The organism is Cupriavidus sp. 01L43, from assembly GCF_056399925.1.
Genome location: NZ_JBFTSH010000001.1, coordinates 141,608 through 164,791, shown reverse-complemented (window position 1 = coordinate 164,791; position 23,184 = coordinate 141,608). Strand labels below are relative to the sequence as shown.

The following is a 23,184-nucleotide window of genomic DNA, read 5'->3' as shown; positions in this document are numbered from 1 at the left end:
ATGCAACAGACCGCAATCGCGCACGTCCGCCGGTGCAGCGGCATGACGCTGACCGAACTCCTGGTGTCGCTGGCCGTTGCCGCCATCCTCGCGGCCATCGCCCTGCCCGCCCTGCGCCACATGCTGGCCGAGCACACCGTGACCTACGCCGCAGACCGGCTGGCGGCATCGCTGGCCATGGCACGCACCACGGCGGCCAACCGGCGCGTCGAAATCCGGCTCGGGCCCTTGCCGGGCGCCACCACGCTCGATGGCGGATGGCAGCTCGCACCGGTGGCACCCCAGGCGACCACCGGGCCGCCCATCGCCGTGACGGCGCTGGATGCCGCCTGCCTGCGCGTGACCCTGCGCGGCACCGATGGCGCCAAGGGACCGCCTGCGCTCCGCTTGACACCTGTGGGATACTCTCGATCGGAACGCGGCGGTTTCTACGCGGCCACGTTCCATGTGCGATGCCGCGGTGCGCAGCGGCAGGTCAGGCTCGGCGCCCAGGGGCGCATCCGGATCTGCGGCGCCGGCCCCGATGCCGACTGCGACTGATCGCCCTGCTTTCTCACCTAACGGCACAGCCTGCCTCGCCATGTTTTCCGACTCCGACCATACCGCCATGGAACTGGCCCTCGCGCTCGCCGCGCGGGGCATGTTCACCACCACGCCCAACCCGCGCGTTGGCTGCGTGCTGATGAAGCATGGCGAGATCATCGGGCAGGGCTATACCCAGCCGGCCGGTCAGGACCATGCCGAGATCCAGGCGATGAAGGACGCCCTCTCGCGCGGCCACGATCCCGCCGGCTCCACCGCCTATGTCACGCTGGAGCCGTGCAGCCACTTCGGCCGCACGCCGCCGTGCGCAGAGGCGCTGGTGCGTGCGGGCATCGCCCGCGTGGTGGCCGCCATGGAAGACCCCAACCCGGCGGTGTCCGGGCGCGGCCTGCAACGGCTGCGCGATGCCGGCATCGACGTACGCTGCGGCCTGCTGGAAAAAGAAGCGCGCGATCTCAACATCGGCTTCGTCTCGCGCATGACGCGCGGCCTGCCGTGGGTGCGCGTGAAAGTGGCCGCTTCCCTCGATGGCGGCACCGCGCTGCATGACGGCACCAGCCAGTGGATCACCGGCAAACCCGCGCGCGACGATGGCCACGCCTGGCGCGCCCGGGCCTGCGCCATCCTCACCGGCATCGGCACCGTGCGGGACGACAATCCCGCGCTGACCGTGCGCGCCATTCCCACGCCGCGCCAGCCGCAGCGCGTGCTGGTGGACTCCCGCCTCGAGGTATCGCTCGACGCGCAGATCCTGAACCGCGACACCGGGGATTTCGCCAAGCCCGTGCTGGTCTTCTGCGCCGTGGAAGACGCCGCGCGGCAGCGTGCGCTGGAGGCGCGCGGCGCCGAGGTGGTGGTGCTGCCCAATCCGCACGGCAAGGTCGAACTTCGCCGCATGTTGCAGGAACTGGGCAAGCGCGGCATCAACGAATTGCATGTGGAAGCCGGCTTCAAGCTCAACGGATCCCTGATCCGCGAGGGCTGCGCCGACGAGCTGCTGATCTACCTTGCGCCCCGGCTGCTGGGCGATGCGCAGGGCATGTTCAACCTGCCGCCGCTGGCCAGGCTCGAAGACGCCGTCGACTTCCATTGGCACGAGGTGCGCCAGATCGGCGACGACCTCCGGCTGATTGCCCGCCGTGGCGACAGCAAGCACTGACATCCCCCTGAACAGACAGACCCTACGCATTCCGAGGCAAGCATGTTTACTGGCATTGTGGCGGCCGTTGGCCGCATCGACACCGTCTCCCCGCTGGGCAACGCCGACGCCGGCGTACGCCTGCGCATCGCCGCTGGCGAACTGGACCTGACCGATGTGATCATCGGCGACAGCATCGCCATCCAGGGCGCCTGCATGACCGTCGTGGCCCTGCAGGACGGCCAGTTCGACGTAGACGTTTCCCGAGAATCACTCGACAAGACCGTGGGCCTCGACAAGCCGGGCCGCGTCAATCTCGAGAAGGCACTGCGGCTGGCCGACCGGCTGGGCGGTCATCTCGTGTCCGGTCACGTCGATGGGCTCGGCGATGTCGTGCGCTTTGCCCCGGTGGGCGAATCGCACGAGCTGCGCATCCGCGCCCCGCGCGAGTTGGGCCGCTATCTGGCCTACAAGGGTTCGGTCGTGGTGAACGGCGTCTCGCTGACCGTGAACAGCGTCAGCGACGTGGCCGAAGGCTGCGAGTTCTCGATCAACCTGATCCCGCACACTGTGGAAGTGACCACGCTGAACGAACTCAAGGCTGGCGCGCGCGTCAACCTCGAGATCGACTTGATCGCGCGGTACGTGGAGCGGATGCTGTCGGCCTCGCAGGGCGAGTCCGTCTCACTGCTCTGACGGCGACGCGTCCGAGAACCTCGGCGCTCCGGCCACGTCGAGCGTGCCGTCCGGGCGCTCGATGAAAATGCCGCGCGCGACGTTGTGCGGATGCCTCGCGGCCTCCGCCACGCTCAGCACGGGCGCGTAGCAGACATCGGTGCCGCCGAGCAGCGCATCCCAGTGGGCACGCGGCTGGCTGCGGAACAAGTCGGCGAATCGCGATTTCAGCGTCGGCCACGTCGTGTGGTCGTACTGCGCAGCGGGATCCACATCGGTCATGCCTAGTTTGGCGAGCAGCAGCGCGTAGAACTGCGGTTCCAGCGCGCCGATGGTGATATGCCCACCGTCCGCGCAGGCATAAACATCGTAAAACGGCGATTGATGGAAGGGGCTTGGCGTGGGGCCGTCGATCTGGCCGTTGTTGCGCACCCATAGCGCGATACCGCCCAGCATGGCCACCATGTCGACGATGGCGCCGTCCACCACGCGCCCCCGGCCGCTGGCGCGCGCATCGACCAGCGCGCAGGCGATGCCGAAGGCGAGGCCCAGCGCCCCGCCGGCGTCGCCCACCACGGTCGGCGGGATGGCGGGCGTCTCGCCGGGCCGCGCGGACAGCGACAGCATGCCCGTGAGCGCCACGTAGTTGAGATCATGTCCGGCCGATTGGGCCAGCGGCCCGGCCTGCCCCCAACCGGTCATGCGGCCATAGACCAGACGCGGGTTGCGCGCGGCGCAGTCGGCGGGGCCAAGTCCCAGCCGCTCCATCACGCCGGGGCGGTTGCCCTCGATCAAGGCATCGGCGCCGGCCACCAGCGCGAGCGCTTCCGCCAGCCCCGCCGGGTTCTTCAGGTCGAGCGGCACGATGGTCTTGCCCCGCCGCAGCGGACTCTCCTTATCGCCACCAAGTTGCGCCGCCACGGCCACTTTCTGCTGGCGCGCGATGACGATGACCTCCGCCCCCATGTCGGCCAGCATCCGGCCCGCCAGCGGACCGGGGCCAATCCCCTCGAACTCAACGACACGAATTCCCATCAGCGGCAAGGTCATGCGGCAGGCTCCCGATACGTATCCAGTGAGTGACATGATAAGCGGGCAGCCGCGTCCGTAACTGTCGTCCGTCACACCGCAGCCCATAAGTGCCTAATGAGCCATATTAGAGCCAGCCTAGTGCGGGACCGAACCCGGCCGCTTGGCGTACAATAGCGGGCTTGATTTCGCCGGCTTTGTTGCACCTGCCTCCGGCCCTGCCCGCCTACTGCCACCCGCTGTATTCCCTGACGTTGCCCCAGCCATGACTATCGCCCGTACCGAAGACATCATTGCCGACATTCGCGCCGGCCGCATGGTCATCCTCGTTGACGAGGAAGACCGCGAAAATGAAGGCGACCTGGTCCTGGCGGCCGACTTCGTCACGCCGGAAGCCATCAACTTCATGGCGAAGTACGGGCGCGGCCTGATCTGTCTGACGCTGACCGCCGAACGCTGCCGCCAGTTGGAGCTGTATCCGATGGTGTCGCGCAACGGCACGGTGCACGGCACGAACTTCACGGTGTCGATCGAGGCCGCCGAAGGCGTGACCACCGGCATCTCCGCCGCCGACCGCTCGCGCACCGTGCAGGCCGCCGTGGCCCGCGACGCCAAGGCCAGCGACCTCGTGCAGCCCGGCCACATCTTCCCGCTGACGGCCCAGCCCGGCGGCGTGCTGATCCGCGCCGGCCATACCGAAGCCGGTTGCGACCTCGGCGCCCTGGCCGGCCTGACGCCGGCGGCCGTGATCTGCGAGATCATGAAGGACGACGGCACCATGGCGCGCCTGCCGGATCTGGTCGAGTTCGCGCGCGAGCACGATCTCAAGATCGGCACCATCGCCGACCTGATCCACTACCGCAGCCGCACCGAAAGCATCATCGAGCGTGCGGGCGAGCGCACCATGCAGACGCCGTGGGGCACCTTCCAGGGCGTGATCTACCGCGACAAGCCCACCGGCCGCGCCCACCTGGCGCTGGTCAAGGGCCAGCCGCGCCCGGACACCGAGACGCTGGTGCGCGTGCACGAGCCGCTTTCGGTGCTCGACCTGCTGGAATCGGCCCGCACCACGCACTCGTGGAGCCTGCCGGCCGCGCTGGAGGTACTGCACGGCGCCGAGCAAGGCGTGATGGTGCTGCTGAACGTGGGCGATTCGCCCGAGCAGCTGTTTTCGCAGTTCGCCGCGCTGGACGCCCCGCAAGACCGTCCGCGCCGCAAGCCGGACCTGCGCACCTACGGCATGGGCGCCCAGATCCTGCGCGACCTCGGCGTGGGCAAGATGCGCGTGCTGGGCTCGCCCCAGAAGATGCCGAGCATGACCGGCTACGATCTCGAAGTGACAGGCTGCCAGCCGATGCACGGCGAAGCGAACTGCGACTAAGACGAACGAATAATCACGAATATCGATGGCGGCCAGCGCCCTTCCGGCGCGGCCAGCCACCCTTCCCCGAACAATTGGAGAACTGACAATGGATCACGGCTTCTACCCCAGCAACCTCGAAGGTGAAGGCCTGCGCATCGGCATCGTGCAGGGTCGCTTCAACGAGCCCGTCTGCGACGAGCTGCGCGAGGCCTGCGTGGCCGAACTCGAAAAACTCGGCGTGGAAGGCGAAGACACGCTGGTCGTGACGGTGCCCGGCGCGCTGGAAATTTCGCTGGCGCTGCAGAAGATGGCCGAAAGCGGCCAGTTCGACGCGCTGATCGCGCTCGGCGCCGTGGTGCGCGGCGAGACCTACCACTTCGAGCTGGTCTCGAACGAGTCCGGCGCCGGCATCACGCGCGTGGGCCTGGACTTCAACGTGCCCATCGCCAACGGCATCCTGACCGTGGATACCGACGCGCAAGCGCACGCCCGCACGCGCGAGAAGGGCCGCGACTGCGCCCGCGCCGCCGTGGAAATGGCGAACCTGGTAGTCGCGCTGGACTCCCTGCGCAGCGGCCAGAACGACGAAGATGAAGACGAGGAAGCATGACGAGTGACGCCACCGACACCGGCGACGCCGGCAAGCCGGGCGGCGCCAAGCCGGCCCGCACCGAGCCCAAGGCCCCGCCGAAGAGCGCGCGCCGCCGGTCGCGCGAGCTGGCACTGCAGGGCCTCTATCAATGGCTGCTGAATCGTAACGATATTGGTGCGATTCAAGCCCACCTGCATGACGCGCAAGGCTTCAACAAGGCCGACAGCGAGCACTTCGACGCCCTGCTCAACGGCGCCGTGCGCGAGGAAGCGCGCCTGACCGCCGCGTTCGAACCGTTCCTGGATCGCCCCGTGGCCGAACTGTCGCCCGTGGAGCGCGCCGCGCTGCTGGTTGGCAGCTTCGAACTCGTGCATTGTCTGGACATTCCCTACAAGGTCGTCATCAACGAGGCCGTGGAACTGACCAAGACCTTCGGCGGCGTGGAAGGCTACAAGTACGTCAATGGCGTGCTGGACAAGCTCGCCGCCCAGGTTCGCGCGCCGGAAGTCGCTGCGCGCCGCTAAGCCTCCCGTCACTGCTGGCTGACACCAGCCCAGAGCACCCGCCCCGGCGGGTGTTTTTGTTTCGGCGCCATATTTCCGCGCATCGCGTGATCCTTTGGGATCCACGCCGCGCTGCCTACCCTTACCCTCAAGCCACCCCAGCCCTCTGCCCATCCTGACCGCCATGGACCTCCAGCGCCTTGCCACTGCCTCCCGCCTCGCCAATATCGACGCCTTCCACGTCATGGAACTGGCCAAGCAGGCCGCCGAACTCGAACGGGCCGGGCGCCACATCATCCACATGGGGATTGGCGAGCCGGACTTCACCGCCGCCGCGCCGGTCGTGCATGCCGCGGAGGCGGCCATGCGCCGGGGCGTGACGCAGTACACCGGGGCGCTGGGCATCCACGCGCTGCGCGAGGCCATCGCTGGCTACTACAAGACCGCCTATGGGATCGATATTCCCGAGCGCCGCGTGATCGTGACCGCCGGCGCTTCCGGCGCGCTGCTGCTGGCCTGCGCGGTACTGGTAGAGATTGGCGCCGAAGTGCTGATGCCCGATCCGAGCTACCCCTGCAATCGCCATTTCGTGGCCGCCTTCGACGGCCGGGCGCGCATGGTGCCGAGCGGGCCGGCCGAGCGCTTCCAGCTCACCGCCGCCCAGGTGGCCGCCAACTGGGGGCCGGACACGCGCGGGGTGCTGCTGGCGTCGCCGAGCAATCCCACCGGCACGTCGATCCTGCCGGACGAGCTGCGCGGCATCCTCGCCGAAGTCCGCCGCCGCAACGGCTTCGCCATCCTCGACGAGATCTACCAGGGCCTGTCGTACGATGCCCCGCCGGTGTCCGCGCTGTCGCTGGACGACAACGTGATCACCGTGAACAGCTTCTCGAAGTATTTCAATATGACGGGATGGCGCCTGGGCTGGCTGGTGGTGCCGGACGCGCTGGTGCCGGCCTTCGAGAAGGTCGCGCAGAACCTGTTCATCTGCGCGTCGGCGGTGGCGCAGCACGCGGCGCTGGCCTGCTTCACGCCCGAGGCGCTGGCGATCTACGACGAGCGCAAGGCCGAATTCCGCCGCCGCCGCGACGCCATCGTGCCGGCGCTGGAGGCGCTGGGGCTGCGCGTGCCGGTGAAGCCGGACGGTGCCTTCTATGTCTATGCCGACTGCCGCCACGTGAACCACCCCCATGCGGGCGATGCCGACAAGCTGACGCAGGCCATTCTGCATGACGCCGGTGTGGTGATGGTGCCCGGCACGGACTTCGGCCCGCATACGGCGCGCGACTACATCCGCATTTCGTACGCAACGGCCATGGAGAACATCGAGGAAGCGATGCAGCGGCTCCACCATTTCCTGCGCTGAGGATCCGGGCCGGCCATCGCCATCTATATAGATACAGCGCAAACGAAAAGAGCACCCCGAGGGGTGCTCTTTTTCTTCCGCAGCCTGACGATCAGGCCGCCTGGGCCGTGGCCGTGGCCGCTTCCAGCTTCTCGGCGGTCGTCGGCTTGGCGTCGGCGGGCTTCCCCGCGTCGTTGGCGGGCAGGCCCAGCAACTGGCGCAGGCGGGCGCGCTCGGCCAGCACCTTGGCGCCGTAGCCGCCATCGGTGTTGGTCGTGGCCGCACCCACGTAGTACTTCAGGCCGCCTTCCAGCGAACCGGCACGGGCGATGCAATCCTTCAGCACCAGCGCGCCGATCTTGATGTTGGCGTACGGGTTCAGTGCGGCGGACACGCCGCCCACGGCTTCGTACTTGTCCTGGTGGACCTTGGTCATGACCTGCATCAGGCCCTGCGCACCCACGCCGCTTTCGGCGTACGGGTTGAAGCTGGACTCGATGGCGATCACGCCGAGGATCAGCAGCGGGTCGATGCCGACCTCGCGGCCCGTCATGTACGCGGCCTTCACCAGTTGCCCGGTGGCCTGCGCCGCCACGCGGTACTTGCGGGCGATGTAGTCCGCCACGGCCGCCTGCTCACGTGCGGAGCCGAGCGCCGTCGTGTTGCGGGCGTCCAGCGCCACGCGCTGCACCGGGATCTGCGCGGCCAGGTGCGCCACCGACGGGACCTTGCCCGCGGCCGACACACTCCACTCGTCCACGCCAGACACCGTCGGCAAGCCGTTGGTGGCATGCGCCAGACGCGCGGCGGCCACGTCGGCCGAGACCGGCGGCACGCCAGTGCTGGCATGGGCCGTGGTAGCCGGCAGGGCAGCGCCGAGCAGTACCGTGGGTGCTTCCTTGCCCGCCAGCGCCCCAGCGAGCGACGTCCGCCATTGCTGGCTGACCGTCAAGGTGACTGCTGCGGCCACAGAAAGCACGCCCAGGCTGTTCAGGGTGTACTTCAAGGTGGTACGGCTGCCGCGCAGCAAGGCGCGACCTGCCACCGGGTGGGCCAGGCGCATTTGCAGCGCGCGGTTCACACCGGGAACCGGTTGTCTAAAGCGGACCTGCAACGCCCGCCCGACACCGGGAAGATGAAGGGTTTTCCAACCGCTCATACTTACCTCCATCCGCTGCCCGCTGCGCGCGTGCCAATTGCCACGCGTGCCCGATCTCAACGTACTCAAGTAAGGATGCTGCGCCACCTAGCAGGGGTGTCCAGCACCTGTTGGCGGGCGCTCCCCATGCGCCCAACGAGAAACAGGGTACGCTCTTGGGGAAACGCACCCTGCCACTAAAAGACTCTCACGCTCCGGCATCCCGCCGGAGGACCCCGCCGCGCACGCTTGCTACACGTATCGCGATCAAGATCAAAGGAGGTGTGGTCACGCTGGCTTTTTTAAAGAGCGCCTCTTGACAGAAGCCTCAAGCCATGTTGCGGCGCAACACCCCACAGAGCAGACCGGATTGTAGGAACCCTTTTATAACCCGTCAAGCATAACGAATGTACAAGTCACTACTTTTAGAAATATGTAACGGCGTTATTTAAGCGGCGGCTACATCACCCGGCGGCTCGGGATCGTAGGACTGGCCTAGGGTTACCCTTCCTTTGAGGACCGGTCTACACCGCAAAAAATTTACATTTCTCGTACGCTTCCGACACGATTTTTTTGCACCGCCGGACGCTGATGTGTATCGTCACACACCTCGCCAAGGCACGCCATGGATTGGCGCAGCGCGGCAACCTTCACAGATTTCACTATGCAATACAAAGACTTGCGCGATTTCATCGGCCAACTGGAGCAGCTTGGCGAGCTGAAACGGATCGCCACGCCGGTCTCGCCCAATCTCGAAATGACGGAGATTTGCGACCGCCTGCTGCGCGCGGAAGGTCCCGCCGTGCTCTTCGAGAAACCGAGCGTGCAATCTCGGAACGATGCAGGCGCGGGCCATGACGCTATCTATAAGGTGCCGGTGCTCGCCAATCTGTTCGGCACGACACGCAGGGTGGCGATGGGCATGGGCGCGAACTCACTCGAGGACTTGCGCGACATCGGCCGCGTGCTCTCGGCGCTCAAGGAGCCCGAGCCGCCGCGCGGCCTGCGCGAGGCCGGCAAGCTGTTCACGCTGGCCAAGTCCGTGTGGGACATGGCGCCGAAGCGCGTGAGCAGCCCGTCCTGCCAGGAGATCGTGTGGGAAGGCAACGACGTGGACCTGGGCCGCCTGCCGATCCAGACCTGCTGGCCCGGCGACGCCGCCCCGCTGATCACCTGGGGCCTGGTGGTCACCAAGGGCCCGCACAAGAAGCGCCAAAACCTGGGCATCTACCGCCAGCAGGTCATCAGCCGCAATCAGGTGATCATGCGCTGGCTGGCGCATCGCGGCGGCGCGCTGGACTTCCGCGAGCACGCGCTGGCCAACCCCGGCAAGCCCTTCCCGATCGCCGTGGCGCTGGGCGCCGACCCGGCCACCATCCTCGGCGCCGTGACGCCGGTGCCCGACACGCTCTCCGAATACCAGTTCGCCGGCCTGCTGCGCGGCAGCCGCACCGCGCTGGCCGGCTGCCTGACGCCGACCTTGTCCGAATTGTCCGTGCCGGCCTCGGCAGAGATCATCCTCGAAGGCCACATCCAGCCCGATCCGGCCCACCCGTCCGGCTACCAGCATGCGCTGGAGGGGCCCTACGGCGACCACACCGGCTACTACAACGAGCAGGACTGGTTCCCGGTCTTCACGATCGACCGCATCACCATGCGGCGCGACCCGATCTACCACTCCACCTACACCGGCAAGCCGCCCGATGAGCCCGCCGTGCTGGGCGTGGCGCTGAACGAGGTCTTCGTGCCGCTGCTCCAGAAGCAGTTCCCGGAAATCACCGATTTCTACCTGCCGCCCGAGGGGTGCAGCTACCGCATGGCGGTGGTGCGCATGAAGAAGCAGTACGCCGGCCACGCCAAACGGGTGATGTTTGGGGTCTGGAGCTTCCTGCGCCAGTTCATGTATACGAAGTTCATCGTCGTGGTCGATGACGATGTGGACGTGCGCGACTGGAAGGAGGTCATCTGGGCCATCACCACCCGGGTCGATCCGAGCCGCGACACGGTGTTGGTCGACAACACGCCCATCGACTATCTCGACTTCGCCTCGCCGGTCTCCGGCCTGGGCTCGAAGATGGGCATCGACGCCACCGACAAGTGGCCCGGCGAAACCACACGCGAATGGGGCCGGACCATCTCGATGGATCCCGCCGTCAAGGCGCGCGTGGACGAAATGTGGGGCACGCTGTTCGAATCGGGGGGCGCCGCCAGGTGATCTCGGAGACGGTTATCATGTGACCTCGCATCGCGCCGCGCCGGCTTCTGTCGACGCACCAGCGACAAACCCGCGGCGCACCCCAAACCCCCGCGCAGACGGGTCGAGGAGGAGACAGGCATGACCGTGGCATCCGGAAAGCTGATGTGGACGCCGTCCGCCAACTTTGCCGAGAGCAGCCAGCTGGCCGCTTTCATCACATGGCTGCGCCGCGAGCGCGGCCTCGCCTTCGATGACTACGACAGCCTCTGGCGCTGGTCGGTCACCGACATCGAGGCGTTCTGGGACGCCATCCGCGTCTACTTCGACGTCCATTTCGATACCCCCGCCGAGCGCGTGCTGGACCGCCGCACCATGCCCGGTGCGCGCTGGTTCGAAGGCGCCACGCTCAATTACGTCCAGCAGGTCTTCCGCCACGCCGGCACCGGTGAGGCGCGCCAGCGCCCGGCCATCCGCCATGCCGGCGAAGCCCAGCCGCTGGCCGATGTGAGCTGGGATGCCCTGGAAGCCCAGGTGGCCTCCCTCGCCCATGCCCTGCGCGCGATGGGCGTGACGCCGGGCGACCGCGTGGCCGGCTACCTGCCCAACGTGCCGGCGACGATCGTCGCCTTCCTGGCCACGGCCAGCGTGGGCGCGGTCTGGTCCGGCTGCGCGCCGGACATGGGCCAGGTGGCCGTGATCGACCGCTTCCGCCAGATCGCGCCCAAGGTGCTGATTGCCGTCGACGGCTACCGCTACGGCGGCAAGACCTACGACCGCGCGCCGGTGATCGCCGACCTGGTCGCCGCCCTGCCCTCGCTGACCGACCTCGTGCTGATTCCGGCCATCGGCAGTGAGATCGACACCGCCGGCCCGGTCCGCCGCCACGACTGGGCGGACGTGCTGGCGCACGCGGTGCCGCTGCGGATCGAGCCGGTGCCGTTCGACCATCCGCTGTGGATCGTCTACTCGTCCGGCACCACCGGCATGCCCAAGCCGATCGTCCATGGCCACGGCGGCATCGTCATCGAGCAACTCAAGCTCCTGGCGTTCCACAACAACCTCGGCCCGGACGACGTCTTCCACTGGTACAGCAGCAGCGGCTGGATCATGTGGAACGCGCAGGTGGGCGGCCTGCTGCTCGGCACCACCGTGGCGCTCTACGACGGCAACCCCGCCTGGCCGGACGCCGGCGTGCTGTGGCGCTTTGTCGATGAAGCGCGCGTGACGATGTTCGGCGCCGGCGCCGCGTTTTTCACCAACTGCATGAAAGCCGGGCTGGAGCCGGCCGCCTTTGCCGATGTGTCCCGGCTGCGCGGGCTGGGCTCCACCGGCTCGCCGCTGCCCGAAGAGGCCTATGAGTGGATTTATCGCCACGTGCGCGCCGACATCTGGCTCGCGCCGATGTCCGGCGGCACCGACTTCGCCGGCTCGTTCGTGGCGGGCTGTCCGCTGCTACCGGTGTACGCGGGCGAGATGCAGTGCCGCTGCCTGGGCGCCAAGGTGGAAGCCTTCGACGAAGAAGGCCGGGCGGTGATCGACGCGGTGGGCGAGCTGGTCTGTACCGAGCCGATGCCGTCGATGCCGCTCTACCTCTGGGGCGATGCCGACGGCAAGCGCTACCGCGACAGCTACTTCGACACCTATCCGAACGCCTGGCGCCACGGCGACTGGATCCGCATCACGCCGCGCGGGGGCGCCATCATCTACGGCCGCTCAGACGCCACGATCAACCGGCATGGCATCCGCATGGGCACCAGCGAGCTGTATCGCGTGGTGGAGGAACTGCCTGAGGTACTCGACAGCATGGTGGTCGACCTCGAATACCTTGGCCGCGAGTCGTACATGCCGCTCTTCGTGGTGCTGCGCGAGGGGAGTGTGCTCGATGAGGCGCTGCGCGATACCCTGCGGGCGCGGATTCGCGCCGGGCTGTCATCGCGTCATGTGCCGAATGACATCGTGCAGGTGCCCGGCGTGCCGCGCACGCTGTCCGGCAAGAAGATGGAGGTGCCGATCAAGAAGCTGCTRCTCGGCCATCCGCCGGAGCAGATTGCCAACCGCGACGCGATGGCCAATCCGGACTGCCTGGATTGGTACTTTGCCTACGCGGCCACCTATCTGGCGAGGACGGCGGCCGCCTAGGTCTAGGGGAAGGATCAGAGAGGGTCAGAATTCGACATCGAGTTCGCTGATCTCGTCGGGCTCCTCGCGCGCGGCGCTGATCCACTCCTGCATCTCGGGCATGGCGAGGATGGCCTTGCAGTAGGCCACCGGCTCAGGATCGAGCATCACGCCGTAGGTGACGAAGCGCGTGACCACGGGCGCGTACATCGCGTCCGCCATCGTGCGGCGCTCGCCGAACAGGAATGGGCCGCCGTAGCGGGTCAGGCACTCGGTCCAGATCGCGACGATCCGGTCGATGTCGGCCTGGGCGCGCGACCAGACCTTGAGCCCGGGGAAATGCCCCTTGAGGTTCATCGGCAAGGCGGCGCGCATCGCCGCGAAACCGGAATGCATCTCGCCGCAGATGGCGCGGCAGTGGGCGCGCGCGACGAGATCGTCGGGCAATAGTCCCGCCTTGGGACGAATCTCATTGAGGTATTCGGCGATCGCCAGCGTGTCCCAGACCGTCACGCCCTGATGGCGCAGGCAGGGTACGAGGATCGACGGCGACAGCAGCAGGATTTCGGCACGCGCCGCCGGATCTTCGGGCGACACCAGCACTTCCTCGAACTCCAGGCCCGCGAACCGGGCCAGCAACCAGCCGCGCAGCGACCAGGACGAATAGGTCTTGCTGCTGATGGTCAGCGTCGTCTTCGCCATCATGCCTCCTCGGCCCCCCGGGCCAGTGCGCGATGCATCGTTTGCAGTATCGGTGGCGGATGCCGCATCGCCAAGCACCCGTGCGGTGCGCGGCGCGGCACCAGTCCGAGGCCGTATCTCGCCACCGGATGTGGCGCATGGCCTGCGGAAGCGCCCCTTGCCGCACTCCCTCCTTCCTGCTTGTCATGCCACTCGCCACGCGCAAGCGGCGTGCCAAGTTCAATTATCGGTGGCATATATATTGCGGCGCACTACGCTTACATCAGGCGAGGCGCCATGCCGCGGAGGAAAACGAGCAATGCTCTATCAGGCCTACCAGACCTACGCGGACATGATGCAGCCGGCCTGCTCCCTGGCCGATATCGCTGCCACGTTGATCGCCGGCTATCAGGGCGCCGACGAATGCGAACCATTGAGATCCGTCCGCGCCGCCTGCGAGGTGCTGGCGCTGGCCCGCCTGACGCACTACCGGCCGCCATTCGCCATCCATAGCGTGCGCGTGAATGGCGGCGAGGTACCGGTGGTCGAGGAAATCGTCACGCGCACGCCGTTTTGCACCCTGCTGCGTTTCCGCCGCGAAGGCGCGCCCGCGCAGCCGCGCGTGCTGCTGGTGGCGCCGATGTCCGGCCACTTCGCCACGCTGCTGCGCGGCACGGTGGAAACCATGCTCCGCGACCATGACGTCTACATTACGGACTGGCACAACCCGCGCGACGTCCCGGTGCTGTACGGACGGTTTGGCTTCGATGAATACGTGCAGCACCTGATCACCTTCCTGCACGCGCTGGGCGGCCATACCCACCTGATGGCCGTGTGCCAGCCCACCGTGGCAGCGCTGGCCGCAGTGGCGCTGATGGCCGAGGACGGCGACCCGGCGCAGCCGCCGAGCCTGACGCTGATGGCCGGCCCGATCGACGCGCGCGTGAATCCGACCAAGGTCAACGAGTTGGCCATGAGCCGGCCCATCGAATGGTTCGAATCGACGCTGATCGGCTACGTGCCGTGGCGCTTTCCGGGCGCCACGCGCCGCGTGTATCCGGGCTTCGTGCAGTTGATCGCATTCATGAGCATGAACCGGGAGCGCCACGAGCAGGCCCTGCGCGATCTCTACGACCTGCGCGCACGCGGCGAGCACGACAAGGCCGATGCCATCCAGACCTTCTACGCCGAGTACTTCGCCACGATGGACCTCACGGCCGAGTTCTACCTTGAGACCGTGAGCCTCGTATTCCAGCGATTTCTGCTCGCGCAGGGCCTGCTCGACGTGGCCGGCCGGCGCGTGGCGACGCAGGCCATCCGCCGCACCGCGCTACTCACCGTGGAGGGCGAGCGCGACGACATCTGCGCCATCGGCCAGACCATGGCGGCGCAGGAGTTGTGCACGAACGTGCGGCCCTACATGCGGATGCATCACATCCAGACCGGCGTGGGCCACTACGGCGTGTTCAACGGCAAGCACTGGGAGTCGCAGGTGTATCCGCTGGTGCGCGAGACGATCTACATGGCCGAATAGCGGCGCTGCGTGAGCAGGCGGCAAGATGCGATACCCTCGTGGTTTTCCGAATTTCGGCGGGAGACAGACGCATGGCGCAGGTCGGCATGGAACGTTTTCAAGGGCAGGATCTGGTGCGCATTGGCACGGGTGACAACTACCTGCTGCTGGCACCGGCGCATGGCGGCCGGCTGGTGCGATGGGTCCATCGCGGCCAGGACATCCTTTACTGGCCGGACGATGCCGACTGGTCCCGCGTGGCCAAGGTGCGCGGCGGCAACCCGCTGCTGTTCCCATTCATCGGCCGGCATTTCGTCGACGGCGAACCGGGGAAATGGCGCGATACCGACGGCGTGGTGCGCGAGCTTCCGCAGCACGGCTTTGCCCGCGACATGGCGTTCGAGGTATCGGATTTCTCCGAGTCTGCGGTGAGCATGACGCTGACATCGTCCGAGGCGACGCAGGCGGGCTATCCGTTCGCCTTTGTCTTCACGGCCACCTACCGGCTCGTGCCCGAAGGGCTGGAGGTCGAGCTAGAAGTCAGGAACACGGGCTCGGCGCCGCTGCCGTGGTACGCCGGCCATCATTTCTACTTCGCGCTGCCCCACGCGCAGCGATCGGCAACCCGCCTGTCCCTGCCGCCCGCAGACCGCGTGCGACAGACCCCGGACGGCGGCCTGACCGGCGCCGAACCGGCCGAGCGCACCTATCGACTGGATGACGCCCGGCTGCAGGACACCTTCCACATCCTGCGCGGGCCGGGCACGTTGCGGCTGCAAATGCCGGCGCGCGAGATCGACTTCGTTCTCAACGTCCCGGGGCGCGCGCCATGGCACGCGATCACGACGTGGTCCGAGCGAGAAGATTCTGACTTTTACTGCGTGGAGCCGTGGCTGGGGTTGCCCAACGCGATCGGGCATGGAGAGGGGCTGCGGTGGCTGGCGCCAGGCAAGGCCGAATCGGCCGTCTGCCGGCTGGTCATCTGAGCCCCCGCGCGGGCTAGCGAACCAGATGCTCGAAATCGAGCCCGCCGATCAACACCGCCGGATCGGCCTGGGTGCGGGTGTTCAGATCGAGCTGGCGGGCATCCTGCCAGGCATCGAGCTTGGCAGGCAGCGCCTCCAGGTAGGCGGCAAAGCGCGTTTCGCCGCCGATCTCGAACAGCCGCTCCACCTCGTAGCCATCCCATGACAGCGTGATGTCCAGCGGATGCGCATAGCGCCCGCCGCCGGCCCGCGCGGCCCCGGAGACCCGCAGGCAGGCCGGCAAATGCGGGCGATCGGCCGGCCGCACCTCGGTCTGAAGCGTGCCGCGAGACAACGCGTGAATGCGCGCGATGATGCGCGGCAGGAATTCGGCATTGAAGCGCTGGGCGGGGGCGAGGTGCACGGCGAAATCCGGATGCGGATAATGGATGACATTCTGCGCCTGGTCTGACGGGATGGTAAGCCCCGTCAGTGTCGCCCCTGGCGGCATTGCGCTACCGCCTGATTGAGATGCCTTTCCGCGAGCGCGGCGGTTGATCGTGCATCACGCTTATTCTGATTCTGACTCTGGCTCAAAGCGCCCGGGTTCGGGTTCCCTGTAAGGGCCCACACATACGATCACCCAGTCCCCCATCGATTTGATTGCGCCTTGTCCAGGCCATATCTTGTTGGCTGCGCAATATTGATAGGCGGTGGTCAGGGCGGCTTCACTCTGGACGTACGCCATGCCTGAGCCATTCACTTCGTTGTAGAGCGCCACCAGATAACCCGGCCACCATACCGAGAAGACCGACAGCGTGGTGCCGTAGTTATACCAGCCGACAGAGAAATCGGAGCCGGTCCTGAGATTCTTGAGCGGCGCGGTATTCGTCCCGACAAAGGCCAGCGCCTTGATCCTGGCGAAATCAGGCAGCTTCTCTATATCGCTGCTGATGCGGCTCATCAGCACAACATCGCGGCTGTTCGCGCGTTGTTGATCGCTCAGGATTTCCCCGTTTGTTCCCATAAATCCGAAAAGCACGAGGCAAACCAATCCGACAACCACCTTCCTGATACGGACGGCACTCAATAGATACGCAACGACAATAACCGCAGCCCAGAGCAGATTGGCCGACATCAAATTACGAAACGCGGGCATCCAGGCAGTGGGCACGACCGTCAACGCAACTACGCATAGGAAAGCGATAGCAAGGCTTGCGATCAGACAAAACAGTACGAGAAATTTGCGGCCGATCGGCGTTCCCGGCGCACAGAACACGCCAACGCAACCCGTCAACAGCAGCACGCCCAGAATGACGCGCGTCAGCCATCCGGTGAGCGGGTCATTCAGGAGGAACATCCCTACCAGTTCTTCGACACGATCCACCACTAGCATCGGATCGGACAGCACAATCAAACTATCCCGACCGACACTCTCGAAATGGGTGGTGTAGTAAATCGTGAGCTTGGCCACGATGACATACAAGATCGTCCCGACCGTCAGGGCTGCCACCATTCGCAGCCATTCCCGCAAGACGAAATTGCCTCGGGCCAAATGGATCGGCACAGCCAACACCAGGGCGGCGGCGGCATATTCCAGCGGAATCTGATGGATCCCGAATGCCAATACGATCAAGAAAAGCGCGCCGGCAAATTGCAGGGCACCTCGGGGCGCGATGATTAGCGCCCACATCGTCATCACGAATGGAATGCCGCCACTCAGCATGGCGAGCTTCCATGTATATAAGTCGGTCTGATACGGATGCAAGGTCAGGACTGCCACGGCCAGGACAGAGGCCATGGCATTGCCTTCAATCTTCCAAATGCGGCAGACCATTGTGGAAGTCACGGCAAGGCATGCCGTCAAAAAGGCTGCGGAAAAGGCGAAAGCGCGCGGCGCATTCACGCCGAGCGCATATTGGAATTCATACAGCCAGGGCCCGAAAAAACGGCCTTCCCGAAATGCGACCGTACTTGTGACGAAATCAAAATCTCTCGCCCAATACCACAAATCGTCGACATTGAAAGTCGGACTGACAAATGCTGACGCCCGCGCCACAAATGCCAGGAAAACCGCCAAAAGGAACAACTTCTGCGTTTGTTTATCCATTCTTCTTTATCACCGTCCACTACCAAAGTGACGCATTCTACCTCGCTCTCCTTCGGTATTTCGGCCTTGCGGCTTGCCCTTATTTTTCCATCAATTGGCACGCGCGGCGAACAGCCAGTCTGGCCTGTCGATGGGGCAGGCACGACATGCTCACCAACGCATCAGGAGCAACCCGGAGGCAGGACGAATCCCCCAACCGTGCTACAATCCTGCCCCTGTAGCCATAGCGGGCGTCGTATAATGGCCATTACCTTAGCTTCCCAAGCTAAAGACGTGGGTTCGATTCCCATCGCCCGCTCCACCCCTGATTGAACAAGCCGCCTCTGGCACCCGGTCGATAGTCCGATCGGCACTCCGCCCGGCGGCTTTTTGTTGCCATGCTCCCCCAAGACGCCAGTACCGAACCGAAGCCGGCCGACGACGCCGAGGCCACGTCAGATGCCCCGCGCCAACCCGGCGATGACGTTGCGCATCCGCGCCGCATCCGCTCGTTCGTGCGGCGCGCCGGGCGCACCTCCACCGGGCAGCAGCGCGCCATCGACGACCTTGGCCCGCGCTTCATCGTGCCTTATGCGCCCACGCCGCTCGACTGGACGGCCACCTTCGGCCGTTCGGGCCCGGCCATCCTCGAGATCGGCTTCGGCATGGGCGAGACCACCGCGCATATCGCCCAGTTGCGTCCGCAGGACAACTTCCTGGGCTGCGAGGTGCACGAGCCCGGCGTTGGCGCCCTGCTGAAGCTGGCCGGTGAGCGCGGCATTGAGAATGTTCGCATCATGCAGCACGATGCGGTCGAGGTCATCGCACACATGCTGACTGAGAATTGTCTCGATGGCGTGCATATCTTCTTCCCCGACCCCTGGCACAAGAAGAAGCACAACAAGCGCCGGCTGGTGCAGCCGCCGCTGGTCAAGCTGCTGGCCAGCCGCCTGAAGCCCGGTGGTTATCTCCACTGCGCCACGGACTGGGAGGAGTATGCCTACCAGATGGTGGAAGTACTGTCGGGCGAACCGGCCCTGGAAAATACCTCGCAGGCCGAGGGCGGTTTTGCCGAGCGGCCCGATTACCGGCCCGTGACCAAATTCGAGAAGCGCGGCGTCCGGCTCGGACACGGCGTCTGGGACGTGGTGTTCCGCAAGCGTTGATCGCTGGGGCACCAGCAGAAACAAAAAAGGCGTGGCCGATAGAGACCACGCCTTTTTTATTTGCTCCGCTTACCTCAAGCGTGCCAGGACACCATCCCGGTCCACGCCGTGGCCAGCACGATAATCCCGAAGACAATCCGGTACCACGCGAATGGCTTGAAATCGTGCGTGGCAACGAAGCGCAACAGCCAGCGCACGCACAGGAACGCCGACAGGAACGCGAAGACAAAGCCGATGCCGAAAATCCCCAGGTCGTCGGCGGAGAGCAGCGCGCGTGCCTTGTACAGCTCGTAGACCGTGGCGCCGAAAATCACCGGAATGGCCAGGAAGAACGAGAACTCGGTCGCCACCTGGCGCGACAGGCCAAACAGCATGCCGCCGATAATCGTAGCGCCGGAGCGGGACGTGCCGGGCACCAGCGCGCAGCACTGCGCCAGGCCGACCTTCAGCGCGTCGCGCCAGTTCAGGTCATCCACCGATTCGATGCGCGGCGCCCCGGCCTTGGCCGCTTCCAGCAGCGCATTGCCCTGCGGATGCGAAACCGTACCCCGGCGTGCGTCGCGCCATTCGGCGAGCAAAATCACCACGCCGCCGACGATAAACGCCATGGCCACGCTCATCGGATTGAACAAATGGGCCTTGATCCACTTGCCGAAGATCAGCGCCAGCACGATGGCCGGCACGCTGGCCACAATGACGTTGATCGCAAACCGCTGGGCTTTCGGATCGGAACCGAGGCCGCTGACCACCGCACCAATCCTGCGCCGGAATTCCCAGCACACCGCCAGAATCGCACCGAACTGAATCACGATTTCGAAGATCTTGCCCTTCTCGTCGTTGAAATCGAGCAACTGGCCGGCAAGAATCAGGTGGCCGGTACTGGAGATGGGGAGAAACTCGGTCAGTCCTTCGACGATGCCGAGGATCACGGCTTTCAGGGCAAGTGCGATATCCATGCGGATTCAGGAGAGGTCAGGCGCGGTTCGGTCCGCGCGGGGATGCGCGAACCCTCGGCATTATTATTGGGAAACCGTGTTTACGGACGATTAATCTTGACGTTGATACCGTCCGGCAGGACCGTGATTGTACCGGGCTCCGCCGGCGCGCCAGCCAGCCGCAACTGCTCCGGCTTGAACGTATACAGCGGGTAGCCCTGCAACAGCTGCTCGGACAGGATCCCGCCCAGCGCATTGAGCTGACGCGAGAACTGTGCCGGCATGCCCTGCACGTCGAACTGGCGCACCTCGGGGTCCTGTAGCACCAGCGAGTGTGACGGCGGGTCGTAGCGCAACGCGCTGTCCAGCGCGAAACGGCCGGTCAGCGGCTGGCGGAAGAACAGCCGGTTGTCGATGGTGGCGTCGAACTGCACGGTCACGCGGTTGCGCGTGGGGTCCAGCGCCAACTGCGGGTTGGCGAGCTGGATATCGAACAACTCCATATAGCGCTTGTTGAACGGAAACTTGCGTTCAAGCGCCGACTGAAGCTGGCTTTGCGAGAACGTGTATTCGTTCATGAACCCGCTGCAGGCCGCCAGCCAGGCGGTGGCGGCAGTTGCCGTGGCGATGCCTGCGGCCGCCAGCCAGCGCCGGCGTGTCATCGCGATCATCGTAGAACCTCCAAAAGACGGGCTGCGGCCTGATGCCAGTCAGGCGGCAACGGTGGATGGCGCGGTCAGCGCCTCGAGCCGGGTCAGCCAGTGCAGCGCCGCCTCGCGGGAGTTGCCACACATCTCGGCCGAAGGGCGCAGCCCGCCGCAGAACGCCGGGCGCTCCGACTGGCCGAACACCGCGCAGCGCATGTCGGGCAGCAACTGCGCGCAGGGCTGCCCCGCCGGCTTGCCGTGCGGCATGCCCGGCAGGGGCGACGTGATGGACGGCGCGATGCAGCAGGCGCCGCAACCATCGCGGCAGGAAAAGTCAGACTGGCAGGCCATGCTCAAGGTTCAGGCGCAGATGTCGTCATGCAAGACATCGGGAAAGGTACGCGAAAGGCGTCATTCTGCCTGAGCCGTCCCGTCCAACCTGCAACAAAGCGCAACCTGCGCCGGATGCGTCACAATGCGGGATGGTGCTGGCTTGACCGCTCAAGACCGCTCCTCTACATTACTGACCCACAAGTTATTTAATTTCGATGCGGCGCCGCCACGCGGACGTGCGCCGCCGTCTCGCGTATCCCTGCCCTGTGACCGAACTCTCGCCCAAGAAAGATCCCGACGCGCGCCGGTGGCACCGGCGCAAGGCCGCGCGCCCGCAGGAGCTGGTGGCGGCCGCGCTGGAATTGTTCGTGGAGCGCGGCTACGCCGCGACCCGGCTCGAGGACGTTGCCGCCGCCGCAGGTGTCTCGAAAGGCACTGTTTACCTGTACTTCGCGAACAAGGAAGAGCTGTTCAAGACCGTCGTGCGCGAGAACATGGTGCCGGCGCTGGCCCGGGGAATCGATCTGGTCGAGACCTACGAAGGGTCCACGCCCGAACTGTTGCGCGAACTGCTGCTGGGCTGGTGGGGCCTGATCGGCGCCACGCGCGCCGCCGGGCTGACCAAGCTGATCATGGCCGAATCGGGCAATTTTCCGGACATCGCCCAGTTTTACCAGGACGAAGTGATGGGCCCCGGCGACGAGTTGTTCGCCCGTGTGCTGGCCCGGGGCGCGGCGCGCGGGGAGTTCCGTGAGACCCCGGCAAACCCCGCCACCACGCTGATCTGCGCCCCGCTGGTCTTCCTGATGCTGTGGCAGCGCGCGTTCAGCCAGGTGGCGGTGCAGGAGATCGATCCGGCGGCGTTCGTGGACCAGTTGATCCAGATGCTGCTGTTCGGCCTGACCACGGGACCGGCCCGGGACACGCCGCTGCCGGCGAAGTCCGGCCCCTGGGTCTGGGAACAGATCCGGGATGAAATGCTGGCCGCCCAGGCGGCCGACCGGGCTGGCGGCGAGGACAGCTGAGCGCCGGCCCTGTGCCAACGCGCAACAACTGGCCCCGCGCAAGTCGTTGCCAATAATCTGTAAACATCCTGCGGCAGTCCGCAGGGGTAAAATGGCGGGCTCTCCGCAAGCACTGGAATTGGAAGGAAAAGGCAAGATGGATCTCGAAAAAGCCCGCTTCAACATGATCGAACAGCAAATTCGTCCGTGGGACGTGCTGGACCAGGAAATCCTGGACCTGCTGGCCGTGGTCAAGCGCGAGCAGTTCGTGCCGCAGGCATACGCCGCGCTGGCTTTCGTCGACATGGAGATCCCGCTGCCGGCCGGCCAGAACATGCTGGCCCCGCGCGTGGAAGCCCGCCTGCTGCAGGACCTGAACGTGCGCAAGCATGAGAATGTTCTGGAAATCGGCGCCGGCTCCGGCTACATGGCCGCCCTGCTGGCCAACCGCGCCCGCCACGTGCTGACCGTGGAAATCGTGCCCGAGCTGGCCGAACTGGCCCGCCAGAACCTGGCCGCCGCCGGCGTGAGCAACGCCGAAGTGGCCGAAGGCAATGGCGCGGAGGGCTGGGCTGCCGCCGCGCCGTACGATGTGATCTGCGTGTCGGGCTCGGTGCCCGAGATTCCGCAGGCGCTGCTGTCGCAGGTCAAGGTGGGCGGCCGCATCGCGGTCATCGTCGGTGACGCGCCGGTGATGGAAGCGCGCATCATCACGCGCACCTCGGAATCCGGCTACCAGTCGGTGAACCTGTTCGAGACGCTGGTCAAGCCGCTGCAAGGCGCTGCCCAGCCGTCGCGGTTCCAGTTCTGAGCCGCCGGGAGCCGCCATGCAGGTCATTACTGCCCCCGAACTCGCGCAATGGCTGGCTGACGCCGGCCGCGCCAAGCCGGTGCTGCTCGATGTGCGCGAGGATCTCGAGATCCGCACCGCCGCGATGCCCGGCATCACCCACATCCCGATGGGCCAGATCCCGGCCCGCCTCGGCGAACTCGACGATGAAGCGCAGATCGTCTGCATCTGCCACCACGGTGCGCGCAGCATGCAGGTGGCCAGCTTCCTGGAGCGCCAGGGCTACGCCAACGTCTACAACCTGACCGGTGGCATCCACGCGTGGTCCACGCAGGTGGACCCGTCCGTTCCGCAGTATTGAGGGAGGCGGCCCGGGCGATGTCCGGGCCCCGCCGTCACGCTGAATCCCGAAGTCCCGAA

General features: G+C 66.1%; 23 protein-coding genes and 1 tRNA gene. 16 read left to right on the top strand and 8 right to left on the bottom strand.

What is annotated here, in order from left to right:
- Genes AC1DP9_RS00780 through AC1DP9_RS00770 form a run of 3 tightly spaced genes read left to right on the top strand, consistent with a single transcriptional unit; the run spans position 1 to position 2,377 of the window.
- Positions 1–540: a GspH/FimT family pseudopilin gene (locus AC1DP9_RS00780; protein WP_477106366.1), complete on the top strand. Its 540-nt coding sequence runs from the start codon at positions 1–3 to the stop codon at positions 538–540.
- 40 nt (positions 541–580) lie between these two features.
- Entirely contained in the window at positions 581–1,702 is a 1,122-nt protein-coding gene (gene ribD, locus AC1DP9_RS00775) for a bifunctional diaminohydroxyphosphoribosylaminopyrimidine deaminase/5-amino-6-(5-phosphoribosylamino)uracil reductase RibD (protein WP_092290535.1), read from the top strand.
- Between the two features lie 42 nt (positions 1,703–1,744).
- Positions 1,745–2,377 (top strand): riboflavin synthase, encoded by a 633-nt coding sequence (locus tag AC1DP9_RS00770; protein WP_144198031.1) that lies wholly within the window; start codon positions 1,745–1,747, stop codon positions 2,375–2,377.
- On the opposite strand, the gene AC1DP9_RS00765 is transcribed toward AC1DP9_RS00770, so the two are convergent.
- Complete coding sequence (locus tag AC1DP9_RS00765; RefSeq protein WP_477106365.1) at positions 2,366–3,406, bottom strand: CaiB/BaiF CoA transferase family protein; 1,041 nt, start codon at positions 3,404–3,406, stop codon at positions 2,366–2,368. The two genes, AC1DP9_RS00770 and AC1DP9_RS00765, sit on opposite strands and share 12 nt — an antisense overlap.
- A gap of 244 nt (positions 3,407–3,650) precedes the next feature.
- Between AC1DP9_RS00765 and ribBA the strand changes: the two genes are divergently transcribed.
- The 4 genes from ribBA to AC1DP9_RS00745 all read left to right on the top strand — a co-directional run bounded on the left by ribBA (position 3,651) and on the right by AC1DP9_RS00745 (position 7,209).
- Positions 3,651–4,766 (top strand): bifunctional 3,4-dihydroxy-2-butanone-4-phosphate synthase/GTP cyclohydrolase II, encoded by a 1,116-nt coding sequence (ribBA, locus tag AC1DP9_RS00760; RefSeq protein ID WP_092290541.1) that lies wholly within the window; start codon positions 3,651–3,653, stop codon positions 4,764–4,766.
- Positions 4,767–4,854: 88 nt separating this feature from the next.
- Complete coding sequence (ribH, locus tag AC1DP9_RS00755; protein WP_092290543.1) at positions 4,855–5,358, top strand: 6,7-dimethyl-8-ribityllumazine synthase; 504 nt, start codon at positions 4,855–4,857, stop codon at positions 5,356–5,358.
- Positions 5,355–5,864 (top strand): transcription antitermination factor NusB, encoded by a 510-nt coding sequence (gene nusB, locus AC1DP9_RS00750; protein WP_477106364.1) that lies wholly within the window; start codon positions 5,355–5,357, stop codon positions 5,862–5,864. The genes ribH and nusB overlap by 4 nt, the downstream gene beginning before the upstream one ends.
- A 163-nt stretch (positions 5,865–6,027) precedes the next feature.
- A complete protein-coding gene (locus AC1DP9_RS00745; protein ID WP_477106363.1) occupies positions 6,028–7,209 on the top strand; it encodes a pyridoxal phosphate-dependent aminotransferase in 1,182 nt (393 codons plus the stop codon).
- Between the two features lie 91 nt (positions 7,210–7,300).
- Here the strand turns inward: AC1DP9_RS00745 and AC1DP9_RS00740 are convergent, their stop codons facing one another.
- A complete protein-coding gene (locus AC1DP9_RS00740) occupies positions 7,301–8,347 on the bottom strand; it encodes a transglycosylase SLT domain-containing protein (RefSeq protein ID WP_477106362.1) in 1,047 nt (348 codons plus the stop codon).
- A 643-nt stretch (positions 8,348–8,990) separates the two neighbouring features.
- Between AC1DP9_RS00740 and ubiD the strand changes: the two genes are divergently transcribed.
- Both ubiD and AC1DP9_RS00730 read left to right on the top strand, forming a co-directional pair.
- The gene (gene ubiD, locus AC1DP9_RS00735) at positions 8,991–10,541 is read left to right on the top strand and encodes a 4-hydroxy-3-polyprenylbenzoate decarboxylase (protein ID WP_477106361.1); all 1,551 of its coding nucleotides are present in this window, start codon (positions 8,991–8,993) and stop codon (positions 10,539–10,541) included.
- Positions 10,542–10,661: 120 nt separating this feature from the next.
- Complete coding sequence (locus tag AC1DP9_RS00730) at positions 10,662–12,662, top strand: acetoacetate--CoA ligase (RefSeq protein ID WP_477106360.1); 2,001 nt, start codon at positions 10,662–10,664, stop codon at positions 12,660–12,662.
- Positions 12,663–12,686: 24 nt separating this feature from the next.
- On the opposite strand, the gene AC1DP9_RS00725 is transcribed toward AC1DP9_RS00730, so the two are convergent.
- Positions 12,687–13,343, bottom strand: coding sequence for a glutathione S-transferase family protein (locus AC1DP9_RS00725; protein ID WP_092290555.1), 657 nt, complete (start codon positions 13,341–13,343; stop codon positions 12,687–12,689).
- A 298-nt stretch (positions 13,344–13,641) separates the two neighbouring features.
- Between AC1DP9_RS00725 and AC1DP9_RS00720 the strand changes: the two genes are divergently transcribed.
- Both AC1DP9_RS00720 and AC1DP9_RS00715 read left to right on the top strand, forming a co-directional pair.
- Positions 13,642–14,856 (top strand): polyhydroxyalkanoate depolymerase, encoded by a 1,215-nt coding sequence (locus AC1DP9_RS00720; RefSeq protein WP_477106359.1) that lies wholly within the window; start codon positions 13,642–13,644, stop codon positions 14,854–14,856.
- Positions 14,857–14,942: 86 nt separating this feature from the next.
- A complete protein-coding gene (locus AC1DP9_RS00715) occupies positions 14,943–15,821 on the top strand; it encodes an aldose epimerase family protein (RefSeq protein WP_477106358.1) in 879 nt (292 codons plus the stop codon).
- A gap of 13 nt (positions 15,822–15,834) precedes the next feature.
- On the opposite strand, the gene AC1DP9_RS00710 is transcribed toward AC1DP9_RS00715, so the two are convergent.
- On the bottom strand, positions 15,835–16,224 hold the full coding sequence (locus AC1DP9_RS00710) for a DUF5594 family protein (protein ID WP_092290561.1): 390 nt from the start codon (positions 16,222–16,224) through the stop codon (positions 15,835–15,837).
- A 147-nt stretch (positions 16,225–16,371) separates the two neighbouring features.
- Positions 16,372–17,910, bottom strand: a complete 1,539-nt coding sequence (locus AC1DP9_RS00705) for a hypothetical protein (RefSeq protein ID WP_477106357.1) — start codon at positions 17,908–17,910, stop codon at positions 16,372–16,374.
- A 226-nt stretch (positions 17,911–18,136) separates the two neighbouring features.
- On the opposite strand from AC1DP9_RS00705, the gene AC1DP9_RS00700 reads away from it, so the two are divergent.
- Together AC1DP9_RS00700 and trmB are read left to right on the top strand one after the other, a co-directional pair.
- Positions 18,137–18,211, top strand: a tRNA-Gly gene (locus AC1DP9_RS00700).
- 76 nt (positions 18,212–18,287) lie between these two features.
- Complete coding sequence (trmB, locus tag AC1DP9_RS00695) at positions 18,288–19,055, top strand: tRNA (guanosine(46)-N7)-methyltransferase TrmB (protein ID WP_477106356.1); 768 nt, start codon at positions 18,288–18,290, stop codon at positions 19,053–19,055.
- A 74-nt stretch (positions 19,056–19,129) separates the two neighbouring features.
- Here trmB and AC1DP9_RS00690 read toward each other — a convergent pair whose 3' ends face one another.
- The 3 genes from AC1DP9_RS00690 to AC1DP9_RS00680 form a co-directional block, all read right to left on the bottom strand.
- Positions 19,130–20,011, bottom strand: coding sequence for an undecaprenyl-diphosphate phosphatase (locus AC1DP9_RS00690; protein WP_441590643.1), 882 nt, complete (start codon positions 20,009–20,011; stop codon positions 19,130–19,132).
- Positions 20,012–20,091: 80 nt separating this feature from the next.
- Positions 20,092–20,661, bottom strand: coding sequence for a DUF1439 domain-containing protein (locus AC1DP9_RS00685; protein ID WP_092290567.1), 570 nt, complete (start codon positions 20,659–20,661; stop codon positions 20,092–20,094).
- A gap of 39 nt (positions 20,662–20,700) precedes the next feature.
- Positions 20,701–20,988, bottom strand: coding sequence for a YkgJ family cysteine cluster protein (locus tag AC1DP9_RS00680; RefSeq protein ID WP_454757256.1), 288 nt, complete (start codon positions 20,986–20,988; stop codon positions 20,701–20,703).
- 248 nt (positions 20,989–21,236) lie between these two features.
- On the opposite strand from AC1DP9_RS00680, the gene AC1DP9_RS00675 reads away from it, so the two are divergent.
- The 3 genes from AC1DP9_RS00675 (at position 21,237) to AC1DP9_RS00665 (ending at position 23,125) form a co-directional block, all read left to right on the top strand.
- Positions 21,237–21,995, top strand: coding sequence for a TetR/AcrR family transcriptional regulator (locus AC1DP9_RS00675; RefSeq protein ID WP_477106355.1), 759 nt, complete (start codon positions 21,237–21,239; stop codon positions 21,993–21,995).
- Between the two features lie 136 nt (positions 21,996–22,131).
- A complete protein-coding gene (locus AC1DP9_RS00670) occupies positions 22,132–22,785 on the top strand; it encodes a protein-L-isoaspartate O-methyltransferase family protein (protein WP_092290573.1) in 654 nt (217 codons plus the stop codon).
- A gap of 16 nt (positions 22,786–22,801) precedes the next feature.
- Positions 22,802–23,125, top strand: a complete 324-nt coding sequence (locus AC1DP9_RS00665) for a rhodanese-like domain-containing protein (RefSeq protein ID WP_092290575.1) — start codon at positions 22,802–22,804, stop codon at positions 23,123–23,125.
- Positions 23,126–23,184: the final 59 nt, after the last annotated feature.

What these genes read in the sequence shown, in the direction of transcription:
- AC1DP9_RS00670 (WP_092290573.1), top strand. Translation starts at nt 22,132, where the DNA reads ATGGATCTCGAAAAAGCCCGCTTCAACATGATCGAACAGCAAATTCGT.
- AC1DP9_RS00720 (WP_477106359.1), top strand. Translation starts at nt 13,642, where the DNA reads ATGCTCTATCAGGCCTACCAGACCTACGCGGACATGATGCAGCCGGCC.
- ribH (WP_092290543.1), top strand. Translation starts at nt 4,855, where the DNA reads ATGGATCACGGCTTCTACCCCAGCAACCTCGAAGGTGAAGGCCTGCGC.
- AC1DP9_RS00740 (WP_477106362.1), bottom strand. Translation starts at nt 8,347, where the DNA reads ATGAGCGGTTGGAAAACCCTTCATCTTCCCGGTGTCGGGCGGGCGTTG.
- AC1DP9_RS00715 (WP_477106358.1), top strand. Translation starts at nt 14,943, where the DNA reads ATGGAACGTTTTCAAGGGCAGGATCTGGTGCGCATTGGCACGGGTGAC.
- AC1DP9_RS00680 (WP_454757256.1), bottom strand. Translation starts at nt 20,988, where the DNA reads ATGGCCTGCCAGTCTGACTTTTCCTGCCGCGATGGTTGCGGCGCCTGC.
- AC1DP9_RS00705 (WP_477106357.1), bottom strand. Translation starts at nt 17,910, where the DNA reads ATGGATAAACAAACGCAGAAGTTGTTCCTTTTGGCGGTTTTCCTGGCA.
- AC1DP9_RS00690 (WP_441590643.1), bottom strand. Translation starts at nt 20,011, where the DNA reads ATGGATATCGCACTTGCCCTGAAAGCCGTGATCCTCGGCATCGTCGAA.
- trmB (WP_477106356.1), top strand. Translation starts at nt 18,288, where the DNA reads ATGCTCCCCCAAGACGCCAGTACCGAACCGAAGCCGGCCGACGACGCC.
- AC1DP9_RS00780 (WP_477106366.1), top strand. Translation starts at nt 1, where the DNA reads ATGCAACAGACCGCAATCGCGCACGTCCGCCGGTGCAGCGGCATGACG.
- AC1DP9_RS00770 (WP_144198031.1), top strand. Translation starts at nt 1,745, where the DNA reads ATGTTTACTGGCATTGTGGCGGCCGTTGGCCGCATCGACACCGTCTCC.
- AC1DP9_RS00765 (WP_477106365.1), bottom strand. Translation starts at nt 3,406, where the DNA reads ATGACCTTGCCGCTGATGGGAATTCGTGTCGTTGAGTTCGAGGGGATT.
- AC1DP9_RS00665 (WP_092290575.1), top strand. Translation starts at nt 22,802, where the DNA reads ATGCAGGTCATTACTGCCCCCGAACTCGCGCAATGGCTGGCTGACGCC.
- ribD (WP_092290535.1), top strand. Translation starts at nt 581, where the DNA reads ATGTTTTCCGACTCCGACCATACCGCCATGGAACTGGCCCTCGCGCTC.
- AC1DP9_RS00725 (WP_092290555.1), bottom strand. Translation starts at nt 13,343, where the DNA reads ATGGCGAAGACGACGCTGACCATCAGCAGCAAGACCTATTCGTCCTGG.
- ubiD (WP_477106361.1), top strand. Translation starts at nt 8,991, where the DNA reads ATGCAATACAAAGACTTGCGCGATTTCATCGGCCAACTGGAGCAGCTT.
- AC1DP9_RS00685 (WP_092290567.1), bottom strand. Translation starts at nt 20,661, where the DNA reads ATGATCGCGATGACACGCCGGCGCTGGCTGGCGGCCGCAGGCATCGCC.
- nusB (WP_477106364.1), top strand. Translation starts at nt 5,355, where the DNA reads ATGACGAGTGACGCCACCGACACCGGCGACGCCGGCAAGCCGGGCGGC.
- ribBA (WP_092290541.1), top strand. Translation starts at nt 3,651, where the DNA reads ATGACTATCGCCCGTACCGAAGACATCATTGCCGACATTCGCGCCGGC.
- AC1DP9_RS00745 (WP_477106363.1), top strand. Translation starts at nt 6,028, where the DNA reads ATGGACCTCCAGCGCCTTGCCACTGCCTCCCGCCTCGCCAATATCGAC.